The following is a 22,462-nucleotide window of genomic DNA, read 5'->3' on the forward strand; positions in this document are numbered from 1 at the left end:
TCTCCCCTGTCGGCGGACGGCACGGTCCGCAAGTCAATCCTGCCGCGGAACATAACGCGGCGCATGGTCAAAGTCATGGCACAGAAACGGTGTCTCAGCGCCCGGTGAATTTGGCCTTCCGCTTCTCGACAAAGGCGGCGACGCCTTCGCGGTAGTCTTCGCGGGCGGCGCAGGAGGCGAACATCTCGCCTTCCATCTGCAGCTGGCTTTCGAACTCGTTCTGCTGGCTGCGGTACATCAGCTTCTTGGCCTGGCCGTAGACGAAGGTCGGACCGTTGGCGAGGCGGGTCGCCAGCTTGGTCGTCTCGGCGTCCAGATCGGCGTCCGGCACGACGAAGTTGACCAGCCCGTGGTCGGCCATCTGCTGCGCCGTGAAGCGGTCGCCCAGCAGGGTCATCTCCATGGTTTTCTTGATGCCCAGAGCGCGCGGCAGGTGATAGCTGGCCGAGCCGTCCGGCGTGGTGCCGATATGGCAGTAGGCCAGGGTGAAGAAGGCGCTCTCCTCGGCGATGATCAGGTCGCAGGCCGCCGCGACCGAGACGCCCGCGCCGGCCGCCGCGCCGCGCACCTTGGCGACGATCGGCTTGGGCATGCGCCGCATGGAGAACATGATCGGATGCAGGTTGTGGATCCGGTTGACGAAGTAGTTCTCGATCTCCGCGCCCGAGGCGGTCTTGAGATATTCGTGCATGTTCTTGACGTCGCCGCCGGCCATGAAGTGGTCGCCCGCGCCCTGCAGCACGATGCAGCGGACCGTGTCGTCGCGCTCCAGCTCGTGGAACGTCTCCGACATCATCGCCCGCATGTCCATCGACAGCGCGTTGCGCGCGTCGGGCCGGTTCATCGTCACGGTGGCGATGCCGCCGTCGATGCTGGTTTCCAGATCAGCCATCCTGTCCTCCCCTGATGAGATGCTGAGCTGGATTTAGCACCTGCAGAGCCGGTTTTGTCACCCCATCAACGGCGGACCGGCCTTGCGTCCCGCCGGACCCTGCCCCGGCGCCGTTCTCGCGCGAGGATGTAGAGGCCCGCGCCGAGGATCAGCGCCATGCCGGCCAGTCCCCGCAGGTCGGGCGTCTCGTGAAAGATCAGGAACCCCCATAGTGTCGCCAGTGGCAGGGCGACGTATTCGAACGGCGCGACCGTCGCCGCCGATGCAACCCGATAGGCCTGGCTGAGCGCATAGGCGACGCCGGCCGAGATCACGCCCAGCGCGGCGAAGACCGGCCAGTCGTCGACGGGCGGCCAGACCCAGACGCGGAAGATGAAGATCAGGCTGGGATTGTCGGTCTCTTCGGCGAGACGGCCGTCGCCGACGACAAGGAAGAACCCGAGGCTGACAACGATGAAGATGGTCTGGATGTAGACCGCCATGGCCGAGGCGCGGGCGCTGGCGCCCAGCTTCCGCGTCATGATCTGGAAGGAAGCGTAGGTGAAGGCGGCGACAATGGGCAGCAGCGCCACGAGCAGTCCGGGGCCTTCGCCGCCGCGGCCCAGCGGGTTCAGCATCACGACCACGCCTGCGAACCCGGCGATCACGGCGCCGATGCGGCGGATACCGACGCTTTCTCCCAGGATCACGACCGAGAGCAGCGTGATGAACAGCGGCGCGACGAAGAAGATCGCCGTTGCCTCGCCGATCGGCATCGCGGCCAGCGCCATGAAGAAGGTCAGGTTGGCGACGACGATCAGCAGGCCGCGGAGAATGTGCAGGATCGGCCGGTCGGTCTTCAGGATGCGCCAGCCGCCCTCGAACTGGACCATCACCAGGCTGAAGCAGATGCCGACGAGCGAGCGGACCAGCACGATCTGGTGCAGCGGATAGCCGTCCGAGAGGTATTTCACCAGCACATCGTTCACCGAGATCATCGACATCCCGGCCAGGATGAAGACGATTCCGGCGAGCGGGCGGTTGGTCTCGTCGTAGGCGGCGGTGTTGGTCATGGCAGGCTCCCCGCTCCCCTATATCCCCATCGGGACGGGAGCGGTATCGGGGAAGCGGCCGGTCGTGACGCGAACCGGCCGCCATGTTGCAGTGCAGCGCCGTGGTGCTAGGCTACACCGACGCGTGAGGGGGAACGGTCATGAGCGCCTATGTCATCGCACAGGTCCGGGTCGACGATCCGGCCGCCTACCAGAAATATCTCGCCGGCTTCTGGCCCCTGCTGGAGAAGCACGGCGGCGAACTTCTGACGATCTCGGCGGACGAGACTGAGGTGCTGGAGGGCGACTGGGCGCTGCCGCAGACCGTCGTGATGCGGTTCCCCAGCCGTCAGGCCGCGGTCGACTGGTACAGCGATCCGGCCTATCAAGCGCTGTCAGAACACCGGCGCGGGTCGTCGGCGACGAACATGGTCATCGTCCGAGGCATCGAGGCGACAGGCGGCGGCTGACCCTGCTCAAGCCGCCAGACCGGCGCTCAGCACAGGACCGCCGGACCAGTTTTTCAACCGGCACCTCTGCATCGTTCCGCCAGCATGATGAAACCTGCATAGTCACCAGTTGCACTGAAATCGATGAGTTCCTTCGAGCGTGCCGAACTCGCGCGGACAAGTGCGGTCACCGGGACATCAACCACGCCTGGAGGCACGTTGAATCCAAGCGGACGCTGCTTCCATGCGTAGTCCGCGATCATCAGCGAAAAGCAGCGCTTTATCTCTGCCAGGGATCCGAGTTCGGAGGCCATGGCATCAAAACGTTTCGGGCCGGAAGTGCTATGGCTTACCGGCTGAACCGTTCGGGGATAAAAAGATCTCACTTCGTTTCTGCGGATCCACTCGTTGACGATAATTGTGCGATCGAGACGATTCCCGGCATCAGATACGTATTCGAAGACCACCTCATTGACGAACAAATCGCCGTCGCCATTGTTCAAGAAGGTAAGCTTGGAGCGCCCTGGAGCCTCGCGGGCGACATACTCATAGATATCGATGCCTTCCTCGTAGAACAGAGCTCTCAATGCCTGCGGCCACAGCGAGATCGCAATTGTCAGGATGCCCAGGACAACTGAAAGCGTAGAGAGGATTGCGCCCCAGCGTTTGAAATGGCGAACAGCGGCTCGTTGGTCAGTGCCGCAGACTGAACAGATCCTGCTTTCGGGATGAATCTCTGAAATGCAGAACTGGCATTGGACGCGGTCTGGTGGCATCTCCCGTTAGCCTGAAGATTTCCCGCTCAGGCGGCCAGCGCGGCCTCGGTCTCCGGATCGCCTGCGATCCGGCTGTGCCACATGCGGCGCGCCATGGTGAAGGGCCAGGGGGTCGCCTGGTGCATCAGGCGGCGGTTGTCCCAGATCACCGCGTCGCCCGCTTCCCACTGGTGGTGGTAGATGCGCGGCGGCTGGCAGGCGAAGGCCACCAGATCGTTCAGCAGCTTCTCGGATTCCGCCGGGTCCATGCCGATGATGTCGTAGGCGTGGCGGCCGACCAGCAGGTTCTTCCGCCCCGTCTCCGGGTGCACCTTGACCAGCGGGCGGATCGAGACCGGGCCGTCATGCAGGCCGTAGCCGCCATAGGTCTGGCCGGAATCGTCATCGATGTTCACCTTGCCGTCCTTCACCGGCTTCGTCTCGTGGCCGACCTTGCTCTGCGAATAGTGCAGCGAGTGATGGGCGCGCAGTCCCTCGATCTTCCGCTTCGTCGCATCGTCGAGCGCGTCATAGGCCGCGCGCATGTCGGCAAAGCCGGTGGCGCCGCCTTCCGACGGGACGATTTCGGCCGAGAACACCGCGCCCTTGGCCTGCACCGGCATGTAGGTGCTGTCGTGATGCCAGCCCATGTTGCCCCGGTTGACCTTCATCATGTCGTCGGAGCCGTCGTCGGGCCGCAGCGAGCCGTCCTTCTTCATGTTGCCGATCTCGGCCATGTCGAATTCCAGATCGCCGAAGCGCCTGGCGAAGGCGATCTGGTCGCCCTTGTCGAGAAACTGGCCCGGCATGATCAGCAGGCCGTATTCCAGCCACTGCCGATACAGTTCGGCGAAGTCCTCGTCGGAAATGGAAGCGAGCTTCACGCCGGTTACCCGGGCGCCGAAGCTGATGCCGTCCAGCGGTTCGAAAGTCATGCCCATGCCGTCATCCTCCCGCGTCATGCAACTGACTTAATATTCTGCCGCAGCCGCCCGCGGGTGTGAAGCCGGACCGCGCGATGCCGGCCATGCACGGGCGGGTGTTCAGACCGGAAAGGCGACCGGAATGTTGCGTGGTCCGCGGACCTGCCCGCCGGCCCAGGTGACGGCATCCGGATCGGTGAGCTCGAATTCCGGAATACGGTCGAACCAGGCCTTCAGCGCCACCTCCATTTCCATACGCGCGAGGTTGGAGCCGGCGCAGCGGTGGATGCCGATGCCGAAGGCGATGTGGCGGTTCTTCTCCCGGTCGAGGACGACCTCGTCCGCGCGCTCGAAGATGTCCGGGTCCCGGTTCGCGGCGGGAAAGCTCAGCAGGATGCGGTCGCCCTTCTGGAAAGTGATGCCGTCATGGGTGACCTCTTCCTGGGCCACACGGGCCATGGTGACCGGCGAATAGAAGCGCAGCAGTTCCTCGATGGCGGTCGGCCAGAGTTCCGGTTCGGCGGCCATGCGGCGGCGGTCCTCCGGGTGGCCGGCGAAATGCAGCAGCGCCGCGCCGATGGACGACCAGGTCGTGTCGATGCCGGCGACGAACAGCAGGTTGCAGATGCCGACGAGCACCTTGTCGGACAGCGGTTCGCCGTCGAAATCCTTCTCCAGCAATTGCGAGATCAGGTCGTTTTCGCCGGGGTTCTGCCGGCGCTCATGCACCAGTTCCCTGAAGAAGTCGCGGATGGCGCGGCGGTTCCGCTTCAGCGAATCCAGATCGCGCTGCCCGATCTCGAGCACGCCGCGCACCCAGCCGAGGAACTCGTCGTTCCGCGACGGGTCGATGCCGAGCATGTGGCCGATGGTGCGGCTCGGGATCTCCTGGGCGTACTCCACCGCCGCGTCGGCATGGCCGCGGTCCGCGAACCGGTCGATCAGCTCATGGCAGAGCGTCTCGACAAAGGGCCGACGTTCGGCCACGGCCTTCGGCGTGAAGAAGGGCAGGATCAGCCGGCGGTAGGCGATCTGGTCCGGCGGGTCCGAGGTGATCGGCGGCGCCTCCAGCGCGTTGTAGTCGGTCAGCTCTTCCTTGCCGGGCGGCGGCGGGATGACGCCGGGCTGCTTCGATGACAGCTCCGGCACCATCTTCACCAGCGCCTGCATGTCGGCATAGCGCGTCGGCAGCCAGCTGCTGGCGCGGCGGTCGGTGTGCGCGATGGGACAACGGCCGCGGAGATCGCGCCACACCGGCGCCGGGTCCTTCACGTAGCTGTCGTCCAGAATGTCGAAATCGGTGGCCCAGTCGCCGACGGGTTCCTTGCCGCTCATGTTCCGTATCTCCTCCCCAGAAGAACAGGCTGACGACTCTGCCACAGATTACGTTCGCGTCAATCTGACTCGCAACGGGCTCAACCGACCCGGATCGCCAGCTTGCCGAAATGCCCGGCGGCCCGCATCGCGCGGTAGGCGTCCGGCGCGCTCTCGAAACCGAAGGTCTCGTCGATCACCGGCGTGAGGCCGTGCAGCTCGATGGCCCGGTTCATGTCGGCGAACATGGCGCGGCTGCCGACATAGATGCCGCGCACGGTGATCGATTTCCGCATGAAGTTCGTCGGATGCACGGTCCCGGCCGGCCCGGTCAGGATGCCGATCAGCCCGATGATCCCGCCGATGCGGGTGGCGTTGACCGAGCGGTCGAAGGTGCCCGGCCCGCCGACCTCGACGGCGCGGTCCACGCCCAGACCGCCGGTCATCTCCAGCACGGCCTGATCCCAGTCGGGATTGTCGCGGTAGTTGACGGTCCCGTCTGCGCCGAGCGCCTTCATCCGCTCGAGCTTGGCGTCTGATGACGAGGTGACGATGGTCCGCGCGCCCATCATCCTGCAGAACTGCTGCGCGAAGACCGAGACGCCGCCCGTGCCGAGCAGCAACACGGTCTCGCCGGCCTGGATCGGCTTCGGCAGGGTCAGCGCGTGCCATGCGGTCAGCGCCGCGCAGGGCAGGGTCGCCGCTTCCTCGTCGGACAGATGCACGGGCGTCGGAATGACGCCATGGGCCGGCAGCACGATCTCCTCGGCCAGGATACCCGGGCGCGGTCCGCCCAGCGCCGAACCCATGGTCTGCGGCCCGATCTCGCCGGCCGTCCAGTCCGCGAAGAAGCAGCCGGTGACCCGGTCGCCCTCCCTGTAGGGCGCACCTGCGCCCACGGCCGAGACGGTGCCCGCGCCGTCGGAGTTCGGGATCAGCGGCAACGCGACCCCGCGCGCCTCCGAATTCTCGATGGTCGAGAGATCGCGGTAGTTGATCGAGTTCGCGGCGACGCGCACCCGCACCTCGCCCGGCCCCGGTTCCGGCAGCGGCCGCTCCGCCAGCTTCAGCCCGTCGATCCCGTCATGCGATGCCAGCTCCCAGACGCGCATGGTTTCCTCCCCTTGTGTTGAACCCTGGTCAGAGGGTCATGCCCGCCCTGCGCGGGCATCCGGGCGATCGTCGGATCTTGCGGCGAAGCCGCACCGGACCCCCGCGTGAAGCGGGGGTGACCCCTGATCTCCAGTCTCCGTGAATAGTGCCTGCAGGCCGTCAGCCCGCGTCCTTGCCCTCGAACAGGTGCGCGTACTCGCCATAGCCTTCCTTTTCCAGATCGGCGGCGGGGATGAAGCGCAGCGAGGCCGAGTTGATGCAGTAGCGCATGCCGGTCGGCGGCGGCCCGTCCGGGAAGATGTGGCCCAGATGACTGTCGCCGTGCTTCGAGCGCACTTCGATGCGGATCATGCCGTGGCTGGTGTCGCGCTTCTCGATGATGTTGTCCGGCTCCAGCGCCTCGAAATAGCTCGGCCAGCCGCAGGAACTGTCGAACTTCTGCGACGAGGCGAACAGCGGTTCGCCCGATACGATGTCGACATAGATGCCGGCTTCCTTATGGTCCCAGAACTCGTTGCGGAAGGGCGGTTCGGTGGCGTCCTGCTGGGTCACCGCATACTGCACCCGGTCGAGCTTCTCGACGGCGGCCTCGGTCTTTGCGTAGGTCTTGCTCATGCCTGTCTTCCGTTGTTCGCGATCGCTCCCCAAGATAGGCCACCCGGGGCCGGATGACGAGGGCGAGAGGCCATGGCCGGCAGACGGCGGCGCCTCGGCGGCGCGGAAAGCTTTGCCCGATTCGTTAACGAAATTAACGTGGTGTGAATGCTTCACTCTCTATCCTGCCGCGATGACAGGACGAATGGCCTCTAGGGCCACGCGCATTCGCAACTGGCGCATCCCGCGCGCTGGCCAGGCAACAGCACTGATTGCGGTGCTGGTGCTCTCATGGCTGCTCTTCATCGATCGCGACGGGGTGACACCGGTCCCGGATCAGCCGGCAGGCGCCGTGACGACCGAGGTCTCGGTCGCGGAAGGGCCCGTCGCTTTCGGGCGCGCGGGCGAGAACTGGCAACCGGCTGGCGCTGTATCCTGGCGGCAGATCGACGCCGACCACGCCCATTTCGGCTTCGACCGCGAGCCGCTTGCGCTCCGGGTCCGGGTGGACAATCCGACCGACGACGTCTTCCGGGGCGTGCTGGTCTACAAGTTCCCCTACATCGACCGGATCCGGTTCCTCGGCACGGACGTTCGCGGGCGGCCCGTCAGCCTGCTCACCGGCGACAGCGCGCCGCCGGACCCGCGGCTGCCGCGCAGTCATTTCCCGGCCTTCCCGGTCAATGTCGCGGCGGGCGCGGTCCTCGACCTCTATCTCACTGTCGAGACGACCTCGGTCCGGCTGACACCGGTCCGGCTCTACTCGGCGGAAGCCTTCGAGACCGCGAACCTGCGCGACCAGTTGTTGTTCGCAGCGCTGTTCGGCGCGGTGATCGCCGTCTGCATGTATGTGGTCACGGTCTATCTGACGGTGCGCGACAAGGCGTTTCTTGACTTCATAGCCTTCTCGATGACCTACGCCCTCTATGTGGCGGTGGCCTCAGGCATGGGCCAGACCTGGATCTGGCCCGGCGCTTGGGAGAACGCCAACGACCTGTTCTTCATCGTTCAGGGACTGCTGTTCGCATCCGGCGCGCGGTTCTTCCAGCGCTACATGCAGACGCCGGAACGGGCGCCCCGGGTCGACATCGTGATGCGCGTCCTGATCGCCGTCGGGCTGCTGACCAGCCTCACCCCGTGGCTGCCTTCGGCTGTCGGCCAGCTGGCCATCGCCTTCGTGGCCGGGCCGGGGGCGCTGTTCATTCTGGGGATCTCGATCTTCCTGGCGGTCCGCGGCAGCGACAGGGCGCGCGTCGTCGCCTTCGGCTGGGGCTTCAGCCAGGTGACGTCGGTCTTCATCTATCTGCGGATCTTCGACGTCACGCCCTACACGCCGCTCAACCACTATCTGACGGCCATCGGCTGCGCCATCGCGACGCTCTATTTCGCCATCGCCCTGGCGCTGGGCCTGCGCCGCCAGCAGGAACAACTGCTGCTGGCCGAGAAGCTGAACGAGACGCGGGCCAGCTTCATGGCCGGGATGAGCCACGAACTGCGCACGCCGCTGAATGCGATCATGGGTTTCTCGGAGATGATGCGCGAGGAGATGCTGGGGAAGATCGAGCCGCCGGTCTACCGCGACTACGTCGTCGACATTCACGACAGCAGCCGCAACATGCTTCGCCTCGTCGATAACATCCTTGATATCTCACGCGTCGAGACCGGCGATTTCCGGCTGGAGCCGGAGAGCGTTCAACTCGACGAGCTGCTGGAGGAGACAGCTGCCGCGGTGGCCGAGAGCGCCGCCGAGGCCAAGGTGACCGTGCGGATCGATGCGGCGGGACCGGAAACGGAAGCGGTGCTTGACCGGCAGCTGATGCGCCGCGTGCTCGAGAGCCTGGCCTCCAACGCGGTCAAGTTCAGCCCCGAGGAGGGCGAGGTCGTGCTGTCCGCGGCGGTCGCCGGCGGCTGGGTCGTCTTCGGCATCGCCGACAACGGTCCGGGTATGGACCCAAGCGAGATCGAGCGGTTGCTGGTGCCCTTCGAGATGGTGCGCGTCAGCGCCTACAAGGCCAAGTCGGGCGCGGGCCTCGGTCTGCCGCTGGCCCATGCGCTGGTGCGCCAGCATGCCGGCGAACTCGCCTTCGAGACGGCGCCGGGCGCCGGCACCACCGTCACCGTCAGGCTGCGGCAGAAGACCTAGCGGTAGACCGAGAGTTCCAGCCGGGCGGCGAGGACGCCCAGCGCCTTCATGGCGCCGATGCTGTTGCCCTTCTGGCCCAGCGCCGGGCCGAAGCCGGCAATCGCCATCCGCCCCGGCGCGATGGCCAGCACTGCGCCGCTGACCGAGCTTTTCGACGGCAGACCGACCTCGATCGCATGGCTGCCGACCTCGTCATACATGCCTGACGTCGCCATCAGCGCGACGATGCCGTGATTGCTCGCGGGCGCGAGTACCCTTTTTCCGGTCAGGGGGTCGCGGCCGTTGTTGACCAGGTAGAGGCTGAGGCGGGCGAGGCTTTCGGCGGTGCAGCTGGTCGCGCATTGGCGAAAGTAGGTTTCCACCGCGACCTCGACGTCCGGAATGGTGCCGTGATGGCGCATGATCTCCGCCAGCGCCCGGTTGCGGTGCCCGGTATCGGCCTCCGAACGGAAGACATCCTCGTTGACCGGAAAGGCCCCCGCGCCCAGCCCGGAAGACTGGCCGAGAAAGGTGCGGAAGCGATCGATCTTGGCGTCCGCGGTCGCGCCCTGCAGATGGCTGGAGGTCAGGATCGCGCCCGCATTGATGTAGGGGTTGCGCGGCTGCCCTTTCTCTTCCTCCAGCTTGACGATGGAGAAGAAGGCGTCGCCCGACGGCTCGACAGACATGTGATCGAAAACCTTTTCGCCCGAGGCGGCCACAACCGCCGAAAGCGAGAAGACCTTCGAGGCGCTTTGCAGCGTGAAGGGATGCTGCGCGTCGCCATGGCTGTAGGATTGGCCGTCGACGGTATGGATCGCGAGGCCGAACAGGCTTGGATCCACACGGGCGAGTTCGGGAATGTAGGCCGCGACCTTGCCGTCGGCGCAGCGGGCCTTGCCGACCTTCCAGGCGGCGGCCAGCGCCGCTTCGATGTCGGCCGGCGCTGGCAGCGGGCGGGTCATCCGATTTCAGGCCAGTCGGCCAGCGGCAGGCCGCGCACCGCGTCGCGGATGGCGTTGCCATAGCCGTCGCGGACCGATTGCAGATAGGGATCGGTATCGGCGATGCGGCGCACCTGAACCGGACCGATCGTGTCCTTGCGGTAGACCACCATGTCATAGGGCGGCGCGACGGACAGGTTCGACCGGACCGTGGCGTCGAAACTGATCAGCGTCAGCTTCACCGCCTCGGCGACGCCGGCATAATGGTTCATTGCACGGTCCAGAATGGGCTTCCCGTACTTCGTCTCCCCGATCTGCAGGTAGGGCGTGTCGTAGGACGCCTCGATAAAGTTGCCGGCCGGATAGATGAGGAACAGCCGGTGCTTGCCGCCTGCGATCTGTCCCGCGAACAGGAAGCTGCCCGAGGCGTCGCCGTAGCCCTGGACGTGCTGGGCGTCCTTGTTCATCACCTCGCGCAGAACGCTGCCGACCATTGTCACGGCGTCGAACATGGTCTGCGCCGAATTCAGGTTTGTGGGGTTCTCGGGCTGCAGCAGACGCTGGCGCAGCAGGGTCACCACCGCCTGCGTCGTGGCGAGATTGCCGGCCGATGCCAGGATCATCACCCGTTCGCCGGGGTTCTGGAAGACGCTCACCTTCTCGACCGTGGCGACGTGATCGACGCCGGCGTTGGTGCGCGTGTCAGCGGTCAGAACGATGCCGTCCTCAAGGAACAGGCCGAGACCGTAGGTCATGTTCGTGTTTCCCCCATTGAGAGCCCTTACCCGGCCCCTTCGCGCGCATACGTTGGCATGTATGATGGGTCCGGCAAGTGAAATCACGCGCATTCGGGGGAGGAATTCGCGATGCCCATCGATCCTGCCTGGCTGGACAAGGTCAGGGAACCGATCATCGATCCGGACCGGCCCATCATCGATCCGCACCACCATCTCTGGGACCGGCCGTCGATCAGCAAGCTGCCCGCCGGTCGCTACCTGCTGCACGACCTTCTGGACGACCTGAATTCAGGCCACAACGTCGTCGCGACCGTCTTCGTCGAGTGCGCCAGCTATTACCGCGCCGACGGGCCGGAGCATCTGAAGCCCGTCGGCGAGACCGAGTTCGTCAACGGCGTCGCGGCCATGACCGCGTCGGGCTTCTACGGGCCCGTCCGCGCCTGCGCCGGCATTGTCAGCCTGGCCGACCTGAACCTCGGCGCGAAGGTGGGCGAGGTGCTGGACGCCCATATCGCCGCCGCGCCCGCGCGCTTCCGCGGCATCCGCCATGCCGGCGGCTGGGACGAGTCGGACGAGGTGCGGAACTCGCACACGAATCCGTTTCCGGGCATGTTCGGCGACGCCACCTTCCGTGAGGGCTTCGCTGAACTGGGCAAACGCGGGCTCAGCTTCGAGGCCTGGTGCTATCACACCCAGATCGGCGACGTGATCGATCTCGCCCGGGCCTTCCCTGACACGGTGATCATCGCCGACCATTTTCTCGGTCCCGTCGGCGTCGGTCCCTATGAGGGCCGGCGCGAGGAGATCTTCGAGGTCTGGAAGGGCGAATTCGCGGAGCTGGCGGCCTGCGAGAACGTCGTCGCCAAGCTGGGCGGCATCAACATGGCGATCAACGGCTTCGGCTGGCACAAGCTGGACAATCCGCCGACGTCGAAGGAACTCGTTCAGGCGACCGGCGACTGGTACGCCCATGCCATCGACGTCTTCGGGCCGGACCGCTGCATGTTCGAGAGCAACTTCCCCGTCGACAAGAACTCGGTCAGCTATCCGGTCCTCTGGAACGCCTTCAAGCTGATCGCGTCTGCCTACACCGACGCCGAGCGGGACGCCCTGTTCCACGACACGGCGAAACGGGTCTACAGGCTCGATCTCTGAAGCGCCTTTAACGCGCGGACGGCTCTGTTAGGCTCCGCCCATGGCAGAAGAGTCGCTCGAGGAAATCCGCGCCCGGCTGCGGGCGGCGGTGCTGGAAGACGAGGCCGCGGTTCTGGCCCGGCTGACGGAAAAGGCGCGGCTGTCGGCGCATGACCGGCGGCTGATCTCGAAACGGGCCGCCGGGCTGGTGCGCCAGGTGCGCGACGCCGGGCCGCCGGTGGCGCTGGAAGCCTTCCTGACCGAATACGGCCTGTCGACCAGCGAGGGCGTGGCGCTGATGTGCCTCGCCGAGGCGATGCTCCGCGTGCCCGATGCCGAGACGGTCGACGAGCTGATCCGGGACAAGATCGCGCCCCATGACTGGGGCAGCCATGTGGGCGATTCCGGTTCGATCCTGGTCAATGCCTCGACCTGGGCGCTGATGCTGACCGGCCGGGTGCTGGAGGACGAGCCGCCCGGCGTCGCCGGGGCGCTGCGCGGGCTTGTCCGGCGGATGGGCGAGCCGGTGATCCGCACGGCCGTCTCGACGGCGATGAAGGAACTCGGCGGCCAGTTCGTGCTCGGCCAGGACATCCGCGAGGCCATGAAGCGGGGGCGGGAAGCCGAAGAGAACGGCTACACCTATTCCTTCGACATGCTGGGCGAGGCGGCGCGGACCGAGGCCGATGCGGCGCGCTACGCGAAGGCCTATTCGGACGCTATTGCCGCCATCGCAAAGCATGCGAAATCCGACGAGATCGCGGCCAATCCCGGCATCTCGGTGAAACTTTCGGCGCTGCATCCGCGCTACGAGTACGGCAAGGGCGCGACCGTCCTGGCCGAACTGGCCGAACGGACGCTGAAGCTGGCGCGGCAGGCCGCGGACGCCCGCATCGGCTTCAATATCGACGCCGAGGAGGCCGACAGGCTCGATCCCTCGCTCGACGTGATCCAGCGGGTGCTTGGGGATCCGTCGCTGGCGGGCTGGGACGGTTTCGGCGTTGTCGTGCAGGCCTATGGCCAGCGCGCCGGGCATGTCATCGACTGGCTCCACGCGCTGGCGGAGATGCTCGACCGGCGCATCATGGTCAGGCTGGTGAAGGGGGCCTACTGGGACACGGAAGTGAAGCGCGCCCAGACGCTGGGGCTGGACGGCTTCCCAGTCTTCACCCGCAAGGTGAACACCGACATCTCCTATATCGCCAACGCCCGCCGGCTGCTGAACCGGCGCGACCGCATATATCCGCAGTTCGCGACCCACAATGCCCACACGGTGGCCGCGGTGCTGCAGATGGCCGGCAGCGACACCGGCAGCTACGAGTTCCAGCGTCTGCACGGCATGGGCGAGGCGTTGCACGAGGCCGTGCGCAACGACGAAGGCAACCGCTGCCGCATCTACGCGCCGGTGGGCAAACACCGCGATCTGCTCGCCTATCTGGTCCGGCGCCTGCTGGAGAACGGCGCCAACAGCTCCTTCGTGCACCAGATCGCCGACACGGAAGTCGATCCGGCGGCCATCGCCGCCGATCCCTTCGCCGAGTATGAGGCGCTCGACAGTGTCCGGCATCCGGCCATCCCGCGGGGACCGGATCTCTACGGCGCCGCCCGCCGCAATTCGAAGGGCTGGGACACCACCGATCCGGCCGAGATCACTGCGATCGAGGCCGGACGGGCGCCGTTCGCGCGGCCGCATGTCTGGCGCGCCGGCCCGCCCGGCAAGGGACGGCCCGCACTGAATCCGGCGGATCCGGACGACATCGTCGGCGAGGTCTGCGAGGTCGGTGCAGATGCGGCCGCGGCGGCCGTGGCCCGTGCGGTCGATGCGCAGCCGGGCTGGGCAGCGACGCCCGTCGGCACACGTGCCGCAATGCTGCGCAAGGTGGCCGATCTCTACGAGGCGCATGCGGCAGAGTTCTTCGCGCTGGCGGCGCGGGAGGCGGGCAAGTCGCTGCTCGACGCCGTGGCCGAGGTGCGCGAGGCAGTCGACTTCCTGCGCTACTACGCGCTGCAGGCGCCGCGGGCCGAATACGGCACCGGGGCGCGCGGGGTCATTGTCTGCATCAGCCCCTGGAACTTCCCGTTGGCCATCTTCACCGGCCAGATCGCGGCGGCGCTGGCAACCGGCAACGCCGTCGTCGCCAAGCCGGCCGAACAGACACCACTCATTGCCGCCCGGGCCGTAGAGCTGATGCATCAGGCCGGTATTCCGGACGATGTCGTGCAACTTCTGCCCGGCGACGGGCCGTCTGTCGGCGCGCCGCTGACGGCCGATCCGCGGATTGCGGGCGTCTGTTTCACAGGCTCGACCGAAGTGGCGCGTCTGATCGACCGGCAGCTGGCCGACACTGCCGCGCCAGATGCGATGCTGATCGCGGAGACCGGCGGGCTCAACGCGATGATCGTCGATTCCACGGCACTGCCGGAACAGGCGGTCCGCGACATTCTCGCCAGCGCCTTCCAGAGCGCGGGCCAGCGGTGTTCGGCGCTGCGTGTGCTCTATCTGCAGGCGGATATCGCCGATGGGCTGCTCGAGATGCTGTTCGGTGCCATGGACGCGCTGGACCTGGGCGATCCCTGGTTCCTGCAGACCGACGTGGGACCCGTCATCGACGAGGAGGCGAAGCAGCAGATCACGGACTACATCGACGCTGCCGCGAAGCAGGGACGTCTGCTCAAGCGCCTCGAGACGCCGCCCGCCGGCCTGTTCGCCGCGCCCGCGGTGATCGAGGTCGACGGCATCGGCGCGGTGGAGCGGGAGATCTTCGGCCCGGTCCTGCATGTCGCCCGCTACCGGGCCGAGGACATCGACAGGGTGGTGGATGACATCAATGCGCGGGGGTTCGGCCTCACCTTCGGTGTTCACAGCCGCATCGACCGGCGGGTGCAGGATCTGGTCGACGGCATCCACGCCGGCAATCTCTACGTCAACCGCAACCAGATCGGCGCCATCGTCGGCTGCCAGCCCTTCGGTGGCGAGGGCCTGTCGGGGACGGGACCGAAGGCGGGTGGGCCGCATTACCTCCGCCGCTTCCGGACCACCGCCGGCGAGCCGGGGACAGAGTTGAAGGGCGCCATGATCAATGCGCAGGCCATCGGTTCGGCGCTTGCCAGCCTGACGAAGAAGGGGTTTCCGGCGGGCGCCAGCCGCGTCTCGGCGCTGCGTCAGGCCCTGAAGGGACGTGCGGAGGCCGCGATGACTGCCGCAGCCGCGCTGGATTGCGGTCCCATCGACCTGCCGGGCCCGACCGGCGAATCGAACCGCTTCTGGCTGGTCGGACGCGGGCCGGTTCTCTGCCTCGGGCCGGACGCGGACGACGCGCTGGACCAGGCGGTGCAGGCGCTTCGGGTCGGCGCGCCGGCGCTGATGATTGCGCCGGACGCGGCTGTTGCTGCAAGGCCGCTGATCGAGGCGAAGCTGCCGGTGATGGCGCTGGACGGTGTCGCCGAGGCCGCGGCCCTGACTTCGGCCGAGGTGGGCGCTGTCGCCTGTTACGGCAGCGCTCAGAGGTTGCGCGAAATCCGGCAGGCGCTCGCAGCGCGCGACGGCGCCATTGTGCCGCTCATCGCCGAACGGATCTGTCCGGCGGCCTATGCCCATGAACGCGCAATCTGTATCGACACGACCGCCGCCGGGGGCAATGCCCAGCTGCTCGGCAGCGTCTGAGTTCAGGCGTCGGAGTCGAAGGCCTCGTCCACCGGGACCTTCATGCCGTTGACCAGATGGTTGGTCCGCGCCGCCGTCGAGACGATGCGCAGCAGTTCCGCGTGCTCGGCGTCGCTCATTCCCTGCGCCCTGGCCGATGCGGTGTGGGAGTGGATGCAGTAGTCGCAGGAATTGGCGATCGAGACGGCGATGTAGATCATTTCCTTGGTCTTGGCGTCCAGCAGCGTCGGCTTCGCCATCACGTCGCGCACGTCGGTCCAGACCTGTTCCAGCAGCGCCGGATCGAAGGCCAGGTAGCGCCAGAAGTTGTTGATGAAGTCGGTGCCGCGAGTCCTGCGGATGTCATCGAAGACCGCCTTCACACGCGGGTCGGATTCGGGGTTCTGGGGTGGGCTGACAGTGGCCACGGGCGCGCTCCTCCTTCGCTGAATCGGGCGGTTTTCCGGCAGTCTAACGGCACCGCTGCGGTGCGTCATTTGGTCCATTGGGGCTGCGTTGACCCCCCTATGGCCGCGGCTTAGGTTGCGCCCGCTTCTGAACCGGTCCAGTTTCCGCGCATGTCAGACCATGACGGAAAACCGGGTGACCGGCTGGGTTCGCTGAGCGACCGCCTGCGGGCGGCTCGGGAATCCGGACCGGACGGCCGGGCTCGTGACAGGGCCGAGAAGCAGGAGAGATCGAGGGCGGACGGCGTCGCCTGGCGGATTTCCGCCGAGCTGGTCGCCGCCTTTCTTGTGTGCGGCTTCATCGGCTACTGGGTCGATGAGTGGGTCGGCACCCGCCCCTGGGGGCTGGTCACGGGCTTGCTGCTTGGCGGCGGGGTCGGCATAAGAAACGTGTATGCGGTCGCCATGCGGGTATCGCGTGAGGCCGAGGCGAGGGACAGAGAGGGAAGGGACAGGTAGCATGGCCGCTGGCGAGAGCCCCCTGGCGCAGTTCGAGATCAAGCCGATCCTTCCGCTCGAGATCGGCGGCGTGGACGTGTCCTTCACCAATTCCGCACTGTGGATGGTGATCGCCATCGTCGTCTCGACCGTGATTCTGACCATCGGCATGCGCGGCCGCGCCATGGTTCCGGGCCGGATGCAGTCGATCGCCGAACTGAGCTACGAGTTCATCGCCAACATGATACGGGACAATGCCGGCTCCGAAGGCCGCCCCTACTTCCCGTTCCTGTTCACGCTGTTCTTCTTCATCCTGTTCTGCAACCTGCTGGGCATGGTGCCTTACAGCTTCACGCCGACGAGCCACATCATCGTCACCTTCGCGATGGCCCTGGTCGTCTTCATCGGCGTCACCATCATCGGCATCGCCAAGAACGGGCTCGGCTTCCTGAAGCTCTTTGCGCCGTCCGGCGTACCGATCTTCCTGATGTTCATCCTGGTGCCGATCGAGATCATCTCGTACTTCGTGCGTCCGATCTCGCTCAGCCTCCGGCTTTTCGCCAACATGATGGCGGGCCACACCATGCTGAAGGTGTTCGGCGGTTTCGTCGTCTCGCTGGGCATTGTCGCCGGCTGGGCGCCGCTGGCCTTCATCGTCGCGCTGACCGGCCTCGAAATCGGCATCGCCATGCTGCAGGCCTACGTCTTCACGGTGCTGAGCTGCCTGTATCTCCACGACGCGCTGCATCCGGGCCACTGATCCCGGCGCGACGCGAACCTGATATTCGTCATCCCAACCTGAACTGAAGAGGGAACAAGGAAATGGAAGTTGAAGCCGCAAAGATGATTGGCGCCGGTCTGGCCACCATCGCGCTCGCCGGTGTGGGCGTCGGTATCGGTAACATCTTCGGTAACTTCGTGGCGGGCTCGCTGCGCAATCCCGGCGCCGCCGGCCGCGTGTTCGGCAACGTGCTGCTGGGCTTCGCGCTGACCGAAGCCGTTGCGCTGTTCGCCCTGGTTATCGCGTTCCTGATCCTGTTCGGTTGATGTCGGCGGCGCTCCCCGCCCGGGGAGCGCCCTTTCCGACACGGCCGCAAGATCCCAAGGAAGCAGCGAGGGCCTGAGGCGCATGCCGCAGCTAGCAGCAGAAACATTTGCATCGCAGATCGTCTGGCTGGCGATCACCTTCATCGTGCTCTACGTGATCATGGCGCGCGTCGTGATTCCGCGTATCGGGGGCATCCTGGAGGACCGCGAGCAGCGGATCCGTTCCGACCTGGACAAGGCCGAGGAACTGAAATCCGACACCGAGCGCGCCATCGCCGACTACGAGAAGCGGTTGGCGGAAGCGCGGGCGAGCGCCGGCGAGATCGTCGGCGGGATGAAGGCCGAGGTGAACGCCGAGATCGACAAGCGCCGCGCCGAGATCGACAGCGAACTCGATGCCAAGCAGGCCGAGGCCGAGAAGCAGATCCAGGCCCAGCGCGACTCCGCCCTGGCGTCGCTGGACGATATCGCGAAGTCGGTGACCTCGGCGCTGGTCGAGAAGCTGGGCGGTTCCACGCCGTCTGAAGACCGTGTCACCGGCGCCGTGCAGAGCGTCCGCGAGGGAGGCCGCTGATGTTCATTTCCGCCGCCTACGCCGCGACCGAGGAAGCCGCTCACGGTTCGATGTTCACGGATCCGGCCTTCTGGGTCGCCGTCGCGTTCATCCTGTTCTTTGCGCTGATCGTCTATCTGAAGGTCCCGGGCAAGCTGCTGTCACAGCTGGATGCCCGCGCCGACCGCATTCGCAACGAGCTCGAAGAGGCCAAGCGGCTGCGCGAGGAGGCCCAGGCGCTCTACGCCGAATACCAGCGCAAGGCCGAGGAGGCCCAGCAGGAAGCCGAGAACATCGTCGCGCACGCCAAGGAAGAATCGGCCCGCCTGGCCGAGAAGATGCGCGCCGATCTGGAGGCTTCGCTGGAGCGCCGCAAGGCGCAGGCCGAGCAGAAGATCGCCCAGGCCGAGCAGCAGGCAATCGACGAGGTGCGCAACCGCGCCGTCGATATCGCCTCCGCCGCGGCGGCCAGCATCCTCCGCGAGGAGATGAAGGGCGATGCCGGCCAGGCGCTGATCGACAATGCGATCTCGGGAATCGGCAAGCACCTGCACTGACATTCCACAGATGGATCCGGCAACAGGACCGGAACTGGCTTGAGCGGCTTCGGAGCGATCCGGAGCCGCTTTTTTATTGCCGCCCGAATGTGCGCGCGGACACCGTCGCCTGCGGCCAACGCAGGTTGATTTTTCCTACCCCGGGGCGATGATGCCTGCAGGGATCAAAAAGGGGGCTCTGAAGGGGGGCAACATGAGCGACGATCTGAACAAGATGGCGTTGGACTACCACCGGTATCCGACGCCCGGAAAGATTTCGGTCACGCCGACCACAAAGCTGGCCAATCAGCGGGACCTCTCGCTGGCCTACAGCCCCGGCGTCGCCGCCGCCTGCATGCTGATCCACGAGGATCCGCTGGAGGCCGCCAACATGACCGCGCGCGGCAATCTGGTCGCGGTGATTTCCAACGGCACGGCCGTCCTGGGACTGGGCAATATCGGTGCGCTGGCGTCCAAGCCGGTGATGGAAGGCAAGGGCGTGCTGTTCAAGAAGTTCGCCGGCATCGACGTCTTCGACATCGAGGTCAACGAGACCGACGTCGAGAAGATGGTCGAGATTGTCTGCGCGCTGGAGCCGACCTTCGGCGGCGTCAATCTGGAAGACATCGGCGCGCCGGCCTGCTTCGAGATCGAGCGCCTCTGCCGTGAGCGCATGGGCATTCCGGTCTTCCACGACGACCAGCACGGCACCGCCATCTGCGTCGGCGCGGCGATCTACAACGCGCTGCGCCTGGTCGGCAAGAACATCGCCGACGTGAAGGTCGTGTGCTCCGGCGCCGGCGCCGCGGCCCAAGCCTGCATGGCGCTGATCGTCTCGATGGGCGTGACCAAGGACAACATCATCGTCTGCGATCGCGCTGGTCCGATCTACAAGGGCCGGACCGAGAAGATGGACAAGTACAAGGAGTACTGGGCCACCGAGACCGATGCCCGGTCCATCGAGGATGCGGTGAAGGGCGCCGACGTGTTCGTCGGCGTGTCCGGTCCCGGCACGCTGAAGGGCGAGATGGTCAAGGCCATGGCCGAGCGTCCGATCATCATGGCGCTGGCGAATCCCACGCCGGAAATCATGCCGGAAGAGGCGAAGGCCGCCCGTCCGGATGCGATCATCGCCACCGGCCGGTCGGACTATCCGAACCAGGTCAACAACGTGCTCTGCTTCCCGTTCCTGTTCCGCGGCGCGCTGGATTGCGGCGCGACCACGATCAACGAGGAAATGAAGGTCGCGGCCACCAAGGCCATCGCCGACCTGACCATGCAGGAAGTCTCCGAGGTCGTGGCCAAGGCCTACGGCGTCGAGAGCCTGGAGTTCGGCGAGGAATACATCATTCCGAAGCCGTTCGATCCGCGCCTGATCGTCGAGGTCTCGTCGGCTGTCGCCCAGGCCGCGATGGACTCCGGCGTGGCCACCCGTCCGATTGAGGACATGGCCGCCTACCGCCAGAAGCTCAGCGCCTACATGTACAAGACGGGCTTCGCCATGAAGCCGGTCTTCGACCGCGCCAAGCAGGCGCCGAAGAAGATCGCCTATGCCGACGGCGAGCAGGAGCGCGTGATGCGCGCCGCGCAGGTTGTGATCGACGACGGCCTTGCCCGTCCGGTGCTGATCGGCCGCAAGGACACGATCGAACGCCGGATCGAGCGTTTCGGCCTGCGCATGAAGGCGGGCGAGGATTTCGATGTCTTCGACGTCCAGTCCGACGAGATGGTCGACAGCCTGACCGAAACCCTGCGCGCCGTCATGGGCCGCAAGGGCGTCACCCCGGAGGAGGCGCGCTACCAGATCCGCACCAACTCGACCGTCATCGCCAGCCTGCTGGCCAAGCGCGGCGACGTGGACGGCATGCTCTGCGGGCTGGTCGGCCGTTATGACCGGCACATCCAGTGGGTGCGCGACATCGTCGGCCTGCGCAACGGTGTCACCGAACCGTCGGCGATCGAGATCATCGTCATGGACCGGGGCACCATCGCCATCGCCGACACCCATGTCACCGACGATCCGAACGCCGAACAGGTCGCCGAGATGGCCGTGATGGTGGCCGAGGTCGTGAACCGCTTCGGCATCGAGCCGCGCGTGGCCCTGCTGTCGCATTCCAATTTCGGCGATGACGACAGCCCGTCCTCGCAGAAGATGCGGGACGCCTACGACATCATCAAGGCGATCGCCCCGGACCTGGAACTGGATGGCGAGATGAAGGGCGATACCGCGTTGAACAAGTCGGTGCGCGACCGGATCAACCCGGACTCGAGCCTCACCGACAATGCCAATGTGCTGATCTGCCCGAACATGGACGCCGCCAACATCGCCTTCAACCTGGTCAAGGAGACCAACGAGGGCATGTCCGTCGGCCCGATCCTGATCGGCATGGCCAAGTCGGCGCATGTGATCACGCCGGCCATCACCACCCGCGGCATCGTCAACATGACCGCCGTGGCCGTGGTGGCTGCGCAGGATCATGAGTCGGGCGCCATCCCGCCGGGCCCGCTGACCAAGCTCGGCTGAGCCTGAACGGCTGCAAACGACAAGGGGAGCGCCGCGGCGCTCCCCTTTTTCGTTTCCGGCGCTGTCAGGCGGGTCTGGACATTGCCCGCAGATGCCGGAGATGGGCGGCCACCATGCCCTGAAAGCTGGTGGCCCGATACGGCAGGCCGCATTCCCGGGCGGCTTCGATCACGATCTGCGCCAGCCTGCTGGCGTGATTGTGGGCCCAGGCGGGGAAGAGGTGGTGCGCGGTGTGGGCGTTCGCCCCGCCGGTCAGTTCGGCGAAGAAGCGGCTGCGGGGCGCCCAGTCGATCGAGGTTACCAGCTGCAGTTCCGCCCAGTCGCAGGGCAGGCGGCCGTTACTGTCCGGCGCCGGAAATGCCGCCCGGTCCGACACATGGGTGCCGATCACCAGGACGGCGAAGCAGAAGGACACGGCGGCCGTCGCCATCAGGTAGCCGAGCAACACCGAGGTCCAGGCAAAGCCGCCGATCAGGACCGGAAGACCGGCAGCTAGAGCGAGATGGACCGCCTTGGTCGCCGCGAACTCGGCCAGCGGCCCTGCGCCGCCGAACCGCGCCGGATCCTGCTTGCGCATCCGGCGGAAGTCGCGAAAGTCCTCGAACCAGACCAGCTGCAGCTGCCCGAGGAGATAGAGCAGGGGCGCGTAGATCATCTGGAACCGGTGCCAGAACCGGGGCGGCCGTTGCGGCTGAAGCCTGACGATGTTGCTGCTGTCGGCGTCGATCCCCGTGCCCGGGACGTTTGGCAGCGCGTGATGCAGCCGGACATGGCGGTCCGCCCAGAGCTGTCCGCTGACGCCGTGGATGGCGAAGATGCCGAAGACCAGCGTGCGATTGACCCGTCGGCTGGACGAGATCGAACCGTGGGCGGCGTCGTGACCCGCGAAGACGAGCAGCAGAAAGGCGCAGAACGCCGTGGCGCCGACCAGCGCCAGCTGGACCGGCGCTGCGGCGTCAGGGCCGGCGGCCATCAACACCGCATAGGCCGTGGCGCCAAGACCGAAGGCCGCTGCCGTCTTTGCCCAGGTGAGCATGTCGGCGAACCTGCTGCCGGACGTCTGGCTGTACTCCCCGATCTTCCGGCGCAGCACGCGGCTGAACTCGGAAACGGGCGCAAATCTTGTCCTGCCTTGACGGGGCGTCGCCGCCTTGCCCTCACGGGTCTCGGCAGCCGGGGTCCGAACGGTCATGACCCCTCCTTATGAACATCGTTCAAAATGGAGATGGGATGAAATGAACAATGT

Annotated in this window: 21 protein-coding genes; 10 read left to right on the forward strand and 11 right to left on the reverse strand. The window is 66.2% G+C overall.

Going from position 1 to position 22,462, the window contains the following annotated elements; all coding sequences use genetic code 11:
• Window positions 1–94 precede the first annotated feature (94 nt).
• Together ACMVY4_RS06380 and ACMVY4_RS06385 are read right to left on the reverse strand one after the other, a co-directional pair.
• Window positions 95–892, reverse strand: a complete 798-nt coding sequence (locus ACMVY4_RS06380) for an enoyl-CoA hydratase/isomerase family protein (protein ID WP_416899343.1) — start codon at window positions 890–892, stop codon at window positions 95–97.
• A gap of 65 nt (window positions 893–957) precedes the next feature.
• Window positions 958–1,944 (reverse strand): DMT family transporter, encoded by a 987-nt coding sequence (locus ACMVY4_RS06385; protein WP_416899344.1) that lies wholly within the window; start codon window positions 1,942–1,944, stop codon window positions 958–960.
• A 140-nt stretch (window positions 1,945–2,084) separates the two neighbouring features.
• Here ACMVY4_RS06385 and ACMVY4_RS06390 point away from each other — a divergent pair, with 140 nt between their 5' ends.
• Complete coding sequence (locus tag ACMVY4_RS06390; RefSeq protein ID WP_416899345.1) at window positions 2,085–2,393, forward strand: DUF1330 domain-containing protein; 309 nt, start codon at window positions 2,085–2,087, stop codon at window positions 2,391–2,393.
• Between the two features lie 53 nt (window positions 2,394–2,446).
• Here the strand turns inward: ACMVY4_RS06390 and ACMVY4_RS06395 are convergent, their stop codons facing one another.
• The 5 genes from ACMVY4_RS06395 to msrB form a co-directional block, all read right to left on the reverse strand.
• Window positions 2,447–3,148: a hypothetical protein gene (locus tag ACMVY4_RS06395; protein WP_416899346.1), complete on the reverse strand. Its 702-nt coding sequence runs from the start codon at window positions 3,146–3,148 to the stop codon at window positions 2,447–2,449.
• 26 nt (window positions 3,149–3,174) lie between these two features.
• Entirely contained in the window at window positions 3,175–4,068 is an 894-nt protein-coding gene (locus ACMVY4_RS06400) for a TauD/TfdA dioxygenase family protein (RefSeq protein WP_416899347.1), read from the reverse strand.
• Between the two features lie 102 nt (window positions 4,069–4,170).
• Complete coding sequence (locus ACMVY4_RS06405; RefSeq protein WP_416899348.1) at window positions 4,171–5,385, reverse strand: cytochrome P450; 1,215 nt, start codon at window positions 5,383–5,385, stop codon at window positions 4,171–4,173.
• A gap of 80 nt (window positions 5,386–5,465) precedes the next feature.
• Complete coding sequence (locus tag ACMVY4_RS06410; protein ID WP_416899349.1) at window positions 5,466–6,476, reverse strand: zinc-dependent alcohol dehydrogenase family protein; 1,011 nt, start codon at window positions 6,474–6,476, stop codon at window positions 5,466–5,468.
• A 160-nt stretch (window positions 6,477–6,636) separates the two neighbouring features.
• Window positions 6,637–7,092 (reverse strand): peptide-methionine (R)-S-oxide reductase MsrB, encoded by a 456-nt coding sequence (msrB, locus tag ACMVY4_RS06415; protein WP_416899350.1) that lies wholly within the window; start codon window positions 7,090–7,092, stop codon window positions 6,637–6,639.
• 184 nt (window positions 7,093–7,276) lie between these two features.
• Between msrB and ACMVY4_RS06420 the strand changes: the two genes are divergently transcribed.
• Entirely contained in the window at window positions 7,277–9,214 is a 1,938-nt protein-coding gene (locus ACMVY4_RS06420) for a 7TM diverse intracellular signaling domain-containing protein (RefSeq protein WP_416899351.1), read from the forward strand.
• On the opposite strand, the gene glsA is transcribed toward ACMVY4_RS06420, so the two are convergent.
• Both glsA and ACMVY4_RS06430 read right to left on the reverse strand, forming a co-directional pair.
• Window positions 9,211–10,158 carry a glutaminase A gene (gene glsA, locus ACMVY4_RS06425; RefSeq protein WP_416899352.1) on the reverse strand — a complete coding sequence of 316 codons (948 nt, stop codon included), beginning with the start codon at window positions 10,156–10,158 and terminating at the stop codon, window positions 9,211–9,213. The two genes, ACMVY4_RS06420 and glsA, sit on opposite strands and share 4 nt — an antisense overlap.
• A complete protein-coding gene (locus ACMVY4_RS06430; protein ID WP_416899353.1) occupies window positions 10,155–10,892 on the reverse strand; it encodes a peptidase in 738 nt (245 codons plus the stop codon). Before ACMVY4_RS06430 ends, glsA begins: the two co-directional genes overlap by 4 nt.
• A gap of 111 nt (window positions 10,893–11,003) precedes the next feature.
• Between ACMVY4_RS06430 and ACMVY4_RS06435 the strand changes: the two genes are divergently transcribed.
• Together ACMVY4_RS06435 and putA are read left to right on the forward strand one after the other, a co-directional pair.
• Window positions 11,004–12,029 carry an amidohydrolase family protein gene (locus ACMVY4_RS06435; RefSeq protein WP_416899354.1) on the forward strand — a complete coding sequence of 342 codons (1,026 nt, stop codon included), beginning with the start codon at window positions 11,004–11,006 and terminating at the stop codon, window positions 12,027–12,029.
• Between the two features lie 40 nt (window positions 12,030–12,069).
• On the forward strand, window positions 12,070–15,672 hold the full coding sequence (gene putA / locus ACMVY4_RS06440; RefSeq protein ID WP_416899355.1) for a bifunctional proline dehydrogenase/L-glutamate gamma-semialdehyde dehydrogenase PutA: 3,603 nt from the start codon (window positions 12,070–12,072) through the stop codon (window positions 15,670–15,672).
• A 2-nt stretch (window positions 15,673–15,674) separates the two neighbouring features.
• Here putA and ACMVY4_RS06445 read toward each other — a convergent pair whose 3' ends face one another.
• A complete protein-coding gene (locus tag ACMVY4_RS06445; protein ID WP_416899356.1) occupies window positions 15,675–16,079 on the reverse strand; it encodes a carboxymuconolactone decarboxylase family protein in 405 nt (134 codons plus the stop codon).
• Window positions 16,080–16,229: 150 nt separating this feature from the next.
• Between ACMVY4_RS06445 and ACMVY4_RS06450 the strand changes: the two genes are divergently transcribed.
• From ACMVY4_RS06450 to ACMVY4_RS06475, 6 genes are all read left to right on the forward strand, one after another.
• Window positions 16,230–16,577, forward strand: coding sequence for an AtpZ/AtpI family protein (locus ACMVY4_RS06450; protein ID WP_416899357.1), 348 nt, complete (start codon window positions 16,230–16,232; stop codon window positions 16,575–16,577).
• 1 nt (window position 16,578) lies between these two features.
• Entirely contained in the window at window positions 16,579–17,316 is a 738-nt protein-coding gene (locus tag ACMVY4_RS06455; RefSeq protein ID WP_416899358.1) for a F0F1 ATP synthase subunit A, read from the forward strand.
• A gap of 62 nt (window positions 17,317–17,378) precedes the next feature.
• On the forward strand, window positions 17,379–17,603 hold the full coding sequence (locus ACMVY4_RS06460; protein WP_416899359.1) for an ATP synthase subunit C family protein: 225 nt from the start codon (window positions 17,379–17,381) through the stop codon (window positions 17,601–17,603).
• An 82-nt stretch (window positions 17,604–17,685) separates the two neighbouring features.
• Window positions 17,686–18,177 carry a F0F1 ATP synthase subunit B' gene (locus ACMVY4_RS06465; RefSeq protein ID WP_416899360.1) on the forward strand — a complete coding sequence of 164 codons (492 nt, stop codon included), beginning with the start codon at window positions 17,686–17,688 and terminating at the stop codon, window positions 18,175–18,177.
• Window positions 18,177–18,713, forward strand: coding sequence for a F0F1 ATP synthase subunit B (locus ACMVY4_RS06470; RefSeq protein ID WP_416899361.1), 537 nt, complete (start codon window positions 18,177–18,179; stop codon window positions 18,711–18,713). The genes ACMVY4_RS06465 and ACMVY4_RS06470 overlap by 1 nt, the downstream gene beginning before the upstream one ends.
• A gap of 193 nt (window positions 18,714–18,906) precedes the next feature.
• Window positions 18,907–21,216, forward strand: a complete 2,310-nt coding sequence (locus ACMVY4_RS06475) for an NADP-dependent malic enzyme (protein ID WP_416899362.1) — start codon at window positions 18,907–18,909, stop codon at window positions 21,214–21,216.
• A 64-nt stretch (window positions 21,217–21,280) separates the two neighbouring features.
• On the opposite strand, the gene ACMVY4_RS06480 is transcribed toward ACMVY4_RS06475, so the two are convergent.
• A complete protein-coding gene (locus ACMVY4_RS06480; RefSeq protein ID WP_416899363.1) occupies window positions 21,281–22,408 on the reverse strand; it encodes a fatty acid desaturase family protein in 1,128 nt (375 codons plus the stop codon).
• Between the last annotated feature and the right edge of the window lie 54 nt (window positions 22,409–22,462).

This window comes from Minwuia sp., from assembly GCF_048007105.1.
Lineage (GTDB): Bacteria > Pseudomonadota > Alphaproteobacteria > Minwuiales > Minwuiaceae > Minwuia.